The sequence below is a fragment of the Burkholderia dolosa genome (assembly GCF_902499135.1).
GTDB lineage: Bacteria > Pseudomonadota > Gammaproteobacteria > Burkholderiales > Burkholderiaceae > Burkholderia > Burkholderia dolosa.
Genome location: NZ_CABVPR010000142.1, coordinates 1 through 1,576, shown reverse-complemented (window position 1 = coordinate 1,576; position 1,576 = coordinate 1). Strand labels below are relative to the sequence as shown.

At 63.8% G+C, this 1,576-nt stretch carries 1 pseudogene; it reads left to right on the top strand.

From position 1 onward, the window contains the following. Positions 1-1,576 (top strand): annotated as a pseudogene (locus BUB20358_RS27890) (ESPR-type extended signal peptide-containing protein); the annotation flags it as partial.

Here is a 1,576-nt window from a genome sequence, read left to right as displayed (position 1 = left end):
TCACGTCGCTTTCGACTTCGGCTTCGACCGGGATTGGCTCGCTTTCTACCGGGCTGAGCTCCGCCAACAGCTCGGTGACTTCGCTGTCTACCTCGGCATCGACCGGCTTGTCGTCGGCCAATAGTTCGATCGCGTCGCTTTCGACTTCCGCTTCGACCGGTATCTCGTCGCTGTCCACGTCGACGTCGACCGCCATTCAAGCCGCGAAAACGCACTACTACAGCGTCAACGACGGCGGCACGCAGCAGGCCAACTACAACAACGACGGCGCAACCGGCGTCAATTCGCTGGCCGCAGGCGTGAAGGCGAGCGCCGCGGGCGCAAGCGCGGTTGCCGTCGGCGACAGCGCGGCTGCGAAAGCGAACGGCGCTATCGCGCTCGGCAAGAATGCGGTCGCCAACAACACGAACGACGTGGCGCTCGGCAGCAATTCCGTCACCGCGGCACCGAACCCGACGCCGACCGGCACGCTGGGCGGTACGACGCAAACCTTCGCTGGCGGCAATCCGGCGAGCGTAGTAAGCGTCGGCGCGCCGGGCGCCGAGCGGCAGATCACCAACGTCGCGGCCGGCCGGATCACCGCGACCAGCACCGACGCGATCAACGGCTCGCAGCTGTTCGCAACCAATTCGGTCGTCGATTCGCTGTCGACGACCGTGTCGTCGTCCAGCAGCGCGATCTCGTCGCTGTCGACCGGCATTACGTCGCTTTCCACGGGGCTGAGCTCGACCAACAGTTCGGTGACTTCGTTGTCGACGTCGGCGTCGACAGGGCTGTCGTCCGCCAATAGTTCGATCGCGTCCTTGTCGACTTCGACCTCGACCGGCATCGGCTCGCTTTCTACCGGCCTGAGCTCCACCAACAGCTCCGTCACTTCGCTGTCGACGTCGGCGTCGACCGGTCTGTCGTCGGCCAATAGCTCGATCGGCTCGCTTTCGACATCGACTTCGACCGGCCTCTCGTCGGCGAACAGCTCGATCGCTTCCCTGTCGACTTCGACGTCGACCGGTATCGGCTCGCTTTCTACCGGCCTGAGCTCCACCAACAGCTCCGTCACTTCGCTGTCGACGTCCGCATCGACGGGTCTGTCGTCGGCCAATAGTTCGATCGCATCCTTGTCGACGTCGACCTCGACCGGCATCGGCTCGCTTTCTACCGGCCTGAGCTCCACCAACAGCTCCGTCACTTCGCTGTCGACGTCCGCATCGACGGGGCTGTCGTCGGCGAATAGCTCGATCGCGTCCTTGTCGACTTCGACTTCGACCGGCATCGGCTCGCTTTCTACCGGCCTGAGCTCCACCAACAGCTCCGTCACTTCGCTGTCGACCTCGGCGTCGACCGGTCTGTCGTCGGCCAACAGCTCGATCGCATCCTTGTCGACTTCGACCTCGACCGGCATCGGCTCGCTCTCTACTGGACTCAGCTCGACCAACAGCTCGGTGACTTCGCTGTCCACCTCGACATCGACCGGCTTGTCCTCGGCCAATAGCTCGATCGCGTCCTTGTCGACTTCGACCTCGACCGGCATCGGCTCGCTCTCTACTGGACTCAGCTCGACCAACAGCTCGGTGACTTC